The sequence below is a fragment of the Saccharopolyspora oryzae genome, assembly GCF_027853915.1.
Taxonomy (GTDB): Bacteria; Actinomycetota; Actinomycetes; order Mycobacteriales; family Pseudonocardiaceae; genus Saccharopolyspora; species Saccharopolyspora oryzae.
Map to the genome: position 1 here is coordinate 1 of NZ_JAQGLA010000149.1, position 8,699 is coordinate 8,699.

7 protein-coding genes are annotated in these 8,699 nt (G+C 71.1%); 5 read left to right on the plus strand and 2 right to left on the minus strand.

What is annotated here, in order from left to right; all coding sequences use genetic code 11:
• The coding region (locus tag OU415_RS37280) for an AAA family ATPase (RefSeq protein WP_270954461.1) at positions 1-1,469 on the plus strand (1,469 nt) is incomplete at its 5' end.
• A 45-nt stretch (positions 1,470-1,514) separates the two neighbouring features.
• On the opposite strand, the gene OU415_RS37285 is transcribed toward OU415_RS37280, so the two are convergent.
• Positions 1,515-2,186, minus strand: coding sequence for a LytR C-terminal domain-containing protein (locus OU415_RS37285; RefSeq protein WP_270954462.1), 672 nt, complete (start codon positions 2,184-2,186; stop codon positions 1,515-1,517).
• Complete coding sequence (locus OU415_RS37290; protein ID WP_408641997.1) at positions 2,186-2,503, minus strand: DUF3263 domain-containing protein; 318 nt, start codon at positions 2,501-2,503, stop codon at positions 2,186-2,188. The genes OU415_RS37285 and OU415_RS37290 overlap by 1 nt, the downstream gene beginning before the upstream one ends.
• A gap of 292 nt (positions 2,504-2,795) precedes the next feature.
• Between OU415_RS37290 and OU415_RS37295 the strand changes: the two genes are divergently transcribed.
• The 4 genes from OU415_RS37295 to OU415_RS37310 all read left to right on the plus strand — a co-directional run bounded on the left by OU415_RS37295 (position 2,796) and on the right by OU415_RS37310 (position 8,507).
• On the plus strand, positions 2,796-3,377 hold the full coding sequence (locus tag OU415_RS37295) for a peptide deformylase (RefSeq protein ID WP_270954464.1): 582 nt from the start codon (positions 2,796-2,798) through the stop codon (positions 3,375-3,377).
• Positions 3,378-3,624: 247 nt separating this feature from the next.
• Positions 3,625-5,268: a phosphomethylpyrimidine synthase ThiC gene (gene thiC / locus OU415_RS37300; RefSeq protein ID WP_270954466.1), complete on the plus strand. Its 1,644-nt coding sequence runs from the start codon at positions 3,625-3,627 to the stop codon at positions 5,266-5,268.
• A gap of 192 nt (positions 5,269-5,460) precedes the next feature.
• A complete protein-coding gene (gene thiD, locus OU415_RS37305) occupies positions 5,461-6,327 on the plus strand; it encodes a bifunctional hydroxymethylpyrimidine kinase/phosphomethylpyrimidine kinase (RefSeq protein WP_270954468.1) in 867 nt (288 codons plus the stop codon).
• Between the two features lie 206 nt (positions 6,328-6,533).
• On the plus strand, positions 6,534-8,507 hold the full coding sequence (locus OU415_RS37310; RefSeq protein WP_270954469.1) for an FUSC family protein: 1,974 nt from the start codon (positions 6,534-6,536) through the stop codon (positions 8,505-8,507).
• Positions 8,508-8,699 lie beyond the last annotated feature (192 nt).

Below are 8,699 nucleotides of genomic sequence, written 5' to 3' on the forward strand. Positions count from 1 at the left end.
CCGAACCGCACCTCGGCGTGCGGCTCAGCGGTCCGTCCGGCGTCGGCAAGGCGACGCTGGCCCGGGCCGTCGCCACCGACATCGGCGCCGAGCTGGTCGAGGTCGCCGCACCGAGCATCGCGGCGCTCGAACCGGGCACGGCCGCGAAGCGCCTGCAAGAGGCGATCGACCGCGCCACCAGCGCCCGGGGCAGCCGGGTCCTGCTGCTGACCGACGTGGAGAGCCTGCTGCCCGGCACCGAGCCGCCGCCGCTGGCCACCGTCGCGCTGGACGCGATCCGCAGCGCGATCGGCACCGAGCGGCTCGCCGTGGTCGTCACCAGCTCCCAGCCGCAGGCCATCGACCCCCGGCTGCGCGAGCCCGGCGTCGTCGACCGGGAGCTCACGCTCGGACTCCCCGACGACACCACCCGTACCGACCTGCTGCGGGTGCTGCTGCGCAACGCCCCGCTGGCCGAGGACGTGCAGCTGTCCGAGGTCGCCGAGCGCGCACCGGGCTTCGTCGTCGCGGACCTCGTCGCGCTGTGCCGGGAGGCCGCCGTCGGCGCGGCCCTGCGCCACCAGGACGACGCCGCCGACGCGCGCATCCGCCAGCAGGACCTGCTGGACGCGCTGGCCTCGGTCCGCCCGATCTCGATGTCCACATCGGACAACCTGCAGACCGGCGGCCTGACCCTCGACGACGTCGGCGACATGACCGAGGTCAAGCAGTCCCTCACCGAAACGGTGCTCTGGCCGCTGCAGTACCCGGACTCCTTCACCCGCCTCGGCGTGGAACCTCCGCGCGGCGTCCTGCTCTACGGCCCGCCGGGCTGCGGGAAGACGTTCCTGGTCCGGGCCCTGGCCGGCAGCGGACGGCTCAACGTCCTCGCGGTCAAGGGCGCGGAACTGATGGACAAGTGGGTCGGCGAGTCCGAGCGGGCGGTCCGGGAGCTGTTCCTCCGCGCCGCCAACGCCGCCCCGGCGCTGGTGTTCCTCGACGAGGTCGACGCGCTGGCACCCCGCCGCGGCCAGTCCTCGGACTCCGGCGTGGCCGACCGCGTGGTGGCCGCGCTGCTCACCGAACTCGACGGCGTCGAGCCGATGCGCGACGTCGTGGTCCTCGGCGCGACGAACCGCCCTGAGCTGGTCGACCCGGCCCTGCTGCGCCCAGGCCGGCTCGAGCGCCTCGTCTACGTCCCGCCGCCGGACGCCGAAGCCCGCGAGGCGATCCTCCGCGCAGCGGCGAAGAACACGCCACTGGCGTCCGATGTAGACATCCCAGCCTTGGCGGCCGACCTCGACGGCTACTCGGCAGCGGACTGCGCAGCCCTGATCCGCGAAGCAGCCCTCACCGCGATGCGCGAATCCCTCTCCGCAGCCGAGGTCTCAGCAGCTCACCTGGCCACGGCGCGCACCGCGGTCCGCCCGTCCCTCGACCCGGCCCAACTCGCGACCCTCGAGTCCTACGCCCGGTCCCAAACGCGGTGAAGGGCACCTCCCGTGCTGGGAGATGCCCTTCACCGGGAACCGGAGTCACTTCGCGGCGGAGGGGCCCTTGTAGTCGTTGGTGATGATCGCGATCAGGCCCGGGGTGGCGTCCTGGATGCCTTCGAAGCGGGCCTCCGCGCGGGCTCCGAAGCGGGCCGCGATGTCCTTGGCCTGCGCCTCCTCCTGGGTGCCCGGGCGGAAGTAGATCGTGGTCGTCGGGATGAGGCCCGCCGAGTAGTTGCCCACCTCGGGCACGTCGTAGCCGGCCTTCCGGAAGTCCTCGGCGGCTCGGTGCGCCAGGCCGCTGATGGTGCTGTTGTTGTAGACCCGCACCACGATCTGCTCGGTCCCCTGACCGGAACCGTTCGGCGTGCCGGGTCGCTGCTGGTTCTGCTGTCCCGCAGGCGGCTGCTGCTGGCCGTTCTGCCCGGGCTGCTGGCCGTTCTCGGCCGCCGGCGGCAGCGGCGCGGGCTGCTGCGGCTCCTCGGGCTTCTGCTCCGGGTCGGCGCTGCCCGGCCCCGGGGGCTGCGGTTGCACCAGCGACGACTGCGCCGGGTAGTTCCCCGGTTCAGGGGGCAGCGGTTGAGCGGTGTTCGACGTGTCGCCGCCGGAGAACAGCGTGGCGAGGCCGATGGCGCCCGCGATCACACCGGCCCCGATCAGTCCGTAGCCGACGATCTTGGCCTTGGCGGGTCCGGTGGATTCCCCTGAAGTCATCAGTGCAACTCGATTCCCAGTCGTTGAGCGGCCCGTGCGCGCTGCCGAGCCGCCCGTGCCTTGCGCAGCCGTTTGATCAGCATAGGGTCCTCGCGAAAAGCTGCAGGACTGTCCAGCAACGCGTTCAGCACCTGGTAGTACCGGGACGCGGACATGTCGAACAGCTCCCGGATCGCCTGCTCCTTCGCACCCGACCGCTTCCACCACTGCGCTTCGAAGGCGAGCACCCCGCGCTCCCGGTCGGTCAGCGCCCCGGTCGGCAGCGGCTCCGGCTCCGGTTCGGGGGCCGCGACGGGTTCGGCGGCGGGCTCGGGCACCGGTGGTTCCGCCAACCGCAACCGCCGCCCCTCCGGCGATCTCTGCTGTTCCTGCACGCGGGCCAACTGCTCGCACTGGCGAGCGATCTCCTGCGCGGTCAGCATTTGGGCGGCGTCCATCCGACTCCTCGCCTCGCGATCCGGGCCTTCGGCGCGTTCGCGGAATCACACGGCTGTGATTCCGCCCCTGATTACACCATGCCCCGATTCGCGACGGGTGGTGATCGGACCGGCGGGTACCGGAAAAGAGCACCCCGAACCGATGGCCGGGCTTACCGATAAAGTCCCGCCCATGGCTGTTCACCCGATCTGCGTCTACGGCGACCCGGTGCTGCACAACCCGACGCGCCGGGTGGAGCGCTTCGACGAGGAGCTGCGCACCCTCGTCGAGGACATGTTCGAGACGATGGCCGCCGCGAACGGCGTCGGGCTGGCGGCCAACCAGATCGGTGTCGACCTGCGGGTGTTCGTGTACGACTGCCCCGACGACGAGGGCGTCCAGCACCGCGGTGTCGTGGTGAACCCGGAGCTGACCACCTCGGAGATCCCGGAGAGCATGCCGGACCCGGACGAGGACTGGGAGGGCTGCCTGTCGGTGCCCGGCGAGTCCTACCCGACCGGCCGCGCGAGCTGGGCGAAGGTCACCGGGTCCGATGTGGACGGAAAGCCGGTCGAGGCCGAGGGGACCGGTTTCTTCGCCCGCTGCCTCCAGCACGAGACCGACCACCTCGACGGCTACGTCTACCTGGACCGCCTGGTGGGCCGCCACAAGCGGGCCGCGAAGAAGATGATCAAGCGCAACGAGTGGGGCGTCCCGGGCCTGTCCTGGGACCCGGCGGAGCACGGCGACCCCTTCGCCGAGGACGAGGACTGATCAGGTCCTCGCGCACATCGCCGCATCGGCCCGACAATCCGCTCATCCCTGCTCAGCGAGGCCTTTCCCCGGACATCTGGACGAGCGGGGGTTGGCAGCGCCGCGGGTTGCGGCTACCGTCGGGCAGCGACAAACGAAGACCGCGGGAGCTCGCACCAACAGCGGGCTGAGAGGGCGGCTGGAGAACTCCGGGGCCGCCGACCGCAGAACCTGACCGGGTAATGCCGGCGTAGGGAGTGGATTGGCAGTGGCCGACGTGCGTCCGAACGCGTCCGAGAACGCCAGCGAGATCACCACCGGGGCCATCAACGGCTCGCGAAAGGTGTTCCGCAGCACCGAATCCGGCCTGCAGGTGCCATTCCGCCGCATCGAGCTGACCAACGGTGAACACCTCGACGTGTACGACACGTCCGGGGCCTACACCGACGGCGACGCCACCATTGACGTCCACAGTGGACTTCATCGGATGCGGGCGGGGTGGACCGACGGGCGAGAGCACCGGACCCAGCTGGGCTGGGCCAAATCCGGTGCCATCACGCGGGAGATGGAGTACATCGCCACCCGCGAAGGCGTCTCCCCCGAGTTCGTCCGGGACGAGGTGGCCAGCGGCCGGGCGGTGATCCCGGCCAACCGCTGCCACCCGGAGAGCGAGCCGATGATCATCGGCAAGAACTTCCTGGTGAAGGTCAACGCCAACATCGGCAACTCCGCGGTGACCTCCTCCGTCGAGGAGGAGGTGGAGAAGATGGTGTGGGCCACCCGCTGGGGCGCCGACACCGTCATGGACCTGTCCACCGGCAAGCGCATCCACGAGACCCGCGAGCGCATCCTGCGCAACTCCCCGGTCCCGATCGGGACCGTGCCGATCTACCAGGCGCTGGAGAAGGTCAACGGCGATCCGGCCGCGCTGACCTGGGAGATCTACCGGGGCACCGTGATCGAGCAGTGCGAGCAGGGCGTGGACTACATGACCGTGCACGCCGGGGTGCTGCTGCGCTACGTGCCGCTGACCGCCCAGCGCGTCACCGGCATCGTCTCCCGCGGCGGGTCGATCATGGCCGCCTGGTGCCTGGCGCACCACCAGGAGAGCTTCCTGTACACGCACTTCAGCGAGCTGTGCGAAATCCTGCGCGACTACGACGTCACGTTCTCGCTCGGCGACGGCCTGCGGCCCGGCTCCATCGCCGACGCCAACGACCGCGCGCAGTTCGCCGAGCTGGAGACCCTCGGCGAGCTCACCCACATCGCCCGCGACCTCGACGTGCAGGTGATGATCGAGGGCCCCGGCCACGTGCCGATGCACAAGATCGCGGAGAACGTCCGGCTGGAGGAGGAGCTGTGCGGTGAGGCGCCGTTCTACACGCTCGGACCGCTGACCACCGACATCGCGCCCGCCTACGACCACATCACCTCCGGCATCGGAGCGGCGATGATCGCCCAGGCCGGCACCGCGATGCTCTGCTACGTCACGCCCAAGGAGCACCTCGGCCTGCCCAACCGCGACGACGTCAAGACCGGCGTGATCACCTACAAGATCGCCGCGCACGCCGCCGACCTGGCCAAGGGCCACCCGCGCGCGCAGGAGCGCGACGACGCGCTGTCCAAGGCTCGGTTCGAGTTCCGCTGGACCGACCAGTTCAACCTGTCCCTCGACCCGGACACGGCCAAGGCGTTCCACGACGAGACGCTGCCCGCCGAACCGGCCAAGACGGCGCACTTCTGCTCCATGTGCGGACCGAAGTTCTGCTCGATGAAGATCACCCAGGACGTCCGCAAGTTCGCCGAAGAACGCGGCCTGACCAGCGTCGAGGCGATCGAGGCGGGCATGCGGGAGAAGTCCGAGGAGTTCTCCGGCGCGGGCGGCAAGGTCTACCTCCCCCTCGCCGACTGACCCGGTCGTGAGTGCTTCGGGGTGCTCTGACGCCCCGAAGCACTCACGACACCTGACCCGAGCACGGCCGGCCGGGGACCGTGAGTCTTTTGGGCTGTTCTGGCGACCCAAAAGACTCACGGAACCTGACCTGCGGAAATGGGTGCGTGCTCCCCGGTGGATCGGCCGGATTGGGCCCGTAACATGAAGTGGATGCACGAGATCTCGGCGGAGCACGAAGCACGGCCCGCGAACGACACCGCCCCTCCGACCGCGCTGACCATCGCCGGTTCGGACTCCGGGGGCAGCGCCGGGATGCACGCCGACCTGCGCGCGTTCTTCTCCTGCGGGGTGCACGGGATGACTGCGGTCACCGCGGTGACCGTGCAGAACACCGTCGGCGTGACCGGTCTGGTGGAGATCCCGCCGGAGACCGTCGCCGCGCAGGTCGACGCGGTGGCCTCCGACATCGGCGTGGACGCCGCCAAGACCGGGGTGCTCGCCTCCGCGGCGACCATCGAGGCGGTGCTGGAGGTCTGCGACAAGCACGGCATCGGTCGCGGCGGGCGCACGCCGTTCGTGGTGGACCCGGTCGCCGCCTCCCGCAGCGGTGAGCCGCTGCTCCGGCAGGACGCGCTGGACTCGCTGCGCAACGAGGCGTTCCCGCGCGCCTCCCTGGTGACCCCGAACCTCGACGAGGTGCGGCTGCTGACCGGCATCGACGCGCGCACCCGCGCCGACCTGCTGGACGCGGCCAAGGCGATCTACGACTTCGGCCCCGAGTGGGTGCTGATCAAGAGCGGTCACCTGGAGGACGACCCGGAGTGCATCGACCTGCTCTTCGACGGCTCCGAGGCCATCCCGCTGCCCGGCCCGCGCTACGCCACGGTGCACACCCACGGCGCCGGTGACGTCTTCGCCTCGGCGATCACCGCGGCGCTCGCGAAGGGCTCCTCGATGCCGGACGCGGTGCGCAGCGGCAAGCGGTTCGTCACGCGCAGCGTGTCGCACGCCTACCCGCTCGGCGCCGGGGTCGGACCGGTGTCGACCTTCTGGCGGGTCAGCCCGCGCTCGTACTGACCCCCAACATGACCCCTAATAGAGTGATTTCCATCCCGGATCTGTAACCCGAATGGTGCGCCTTGTCGACAAGCTGGGTGAGAAGCGCGTAATCCGGAAGATCGCACGCCCGCGCAGGCGCGCGCGATCTGCTGCGCGCTGCGCGAACGACGATGACAGGGGTTTTCGACAGCGTGGCTAAATCGGTCTCGACTGCAAAGTCGGCGTTGGCCCGTGCCCGGCAGCGACTGCTGGCCACCGAGGCGGGGGCACCCGACCCCCGGCAGCGCCAGTACGCCGTGCTGGTGCTGATCGCGGTGATCGCCGGGACCGCCGTCGGCTGGCTGTTCGAGCTGCAGACCCCTGCGCTGCTGGCCGGCCTGACCGCGGTGCTCGCGCTGGTCGCCACCGGCGGCCAGTCGCTGCGCTCGGACCTGCGGCGGTTCGTCTGGTTCACCCCGGCCCTGGTGCTGGTGATGGCCGTGGGACCGCTGCTGGCCAACATCCCGGTGCTGGCCGGGCTGGTGGTGGCGGTCGTGGTCTTCGGCACCGGCATGCTGCCCGCGCTCGGCGAGCACTACCGCGTCGGCGGGCAGACCTTCGCCGCGGCGACCCTGGTGTCCACCACGACCGGTATCGGCAGCGACCAGCCGGCGTGGATGCTGCTGGCCGCAGCCGCCTCAGGTGCGGCGTTCGCCTTGGTGCTGCGGGTGATCAGCGGGTTGAGCGATCCCGGCCGGGCCACCCGGGTGGCCGTCGCGCGGACGCTGCTCGAACCCGGTCCCGGTGTCGTCGAATCCGCGGCCGCCGCATGGCGGGCGGACGGTTCCAGCACCTGGCTCGGCGAGGTGCTGGCCGGTGCCGCGCGGTTCCGCGCCGCGCGCGAGACGCTGCTCGCGCAGGCCGCGCAGAGCGACCGCATCGAGGCCGGGCGGCTGGAGCAGATCGTCGCGGAAGCCGACCAGGTCGCCGCGGAGCTGGCCCGGGCGGTCCGCTCCCGCGCCTGCACCGGACTTCCCCACGCGGCGCGCCGCGACCCGGCGGAGGCCGTGCTCTCCCGCGGCGGACGGCAGGACCTGCCGGACGCCGTGCAGGGCATCAACCAGGGTCTCGAGCGGATCCGGGCGACCGTGGTGCGCCGCGTCGAGACGCCGCTGCCGCCGCAGGCGCCCGGCGCTACCCGCGAGCGGCTGATCGGCGCGGTCCGCGCGCACCTGTCGTTCCGGTCGTCGCTGTTCCGGCACGCGCTGCGCTGCACGCTCGCGGTCGCCTTCGGCATGGTGATCGTGCTGCTGGTGGGCGATCCGTCGGCGTCGAGCCTGCTGCTCGCGCTGTACGTGGTGCTGCAGCCCGCGGCCCGCGACAGCATGACCGGCGCGCTGGAGCGCACCGGTGGCGCGGTGCTCGGCGTGACCGCGCTGGCCCTGCTGATCACGCTGCTGCCCGGCGCGTTCCTGCTGGTGCCGCTGGTGATCGGCGGGATGCTGCTGAGCATGCAGCGGCTGCGCACCGAATACCAGACGCTGCTGGGCTGCCTGATCGTGATCACCGTCGTGGACCAGGCGATGCGGCTGGAGCGGCCGCTGGTGAACGTCGGGATCAGCTTCGCCGCGAACACCGCGGTCGGCGCGGCCATCGCGCTGATCGTCGGCTACGTCGCGTACCTGGTGCTGCCCAGCAGCATCCTGCCGGACGTGCGGGGCGCGGTGCGCTCGACGGTGTGGGCGGTGTCCGAGCTGCTGCGCAGCGTCCGGGCGGCCGGTCAGGGCGTCGACCTGCCCGCGGCGCTGCAGGCGGCGAACGTGCTGGCGCTGCGGCGGACCCAAGACCTGCTGGGCATGCCCGCGCTGCTGGACGGCACGGGCGAGGAGACCGACGACGACCGGGCGACGCGGGACGCGGCGATCGCGCTGGCCGCGCTGCGCCAGGACGTCGCGACGCTGGCGTTCCGGCCGGAGGCCGAGCAGGCGGTGGCGGTCCCGGCGTTGCGCGCGGTGGACGACCTGCTGGGCGGGAAGCCGTCGGCGAAGATCCCGGACGTGCCCGAGGGCAGTGCGCCGGCGACCGAGCTCCTGGCCAGCTCCATGGTGGAGAACGCGCTGCACGCGCGTCAGGCGATCGACCGGACCTTCGGCTACGACAACCCCTGGAAGAGCTACACGATCTCGTTCTTCCGCCCGGAGCGCCTCCACATCCGCTGACGCACCAACGTCCGCGACCGGTCCCGGCACGCAATTTCAATGGAAATCGAACCTCCGATTTCCATTGAGGTGATCTCAGTGGAATGGGGATGGCCGGTGGCCTGGAGAGATGTGGGCGTGGGGTCCTGGTAGAAGAAGGTCTCACCACAAGATCATTCTTCAGGCCAGGACCCCACGTGATCACCTATAGTG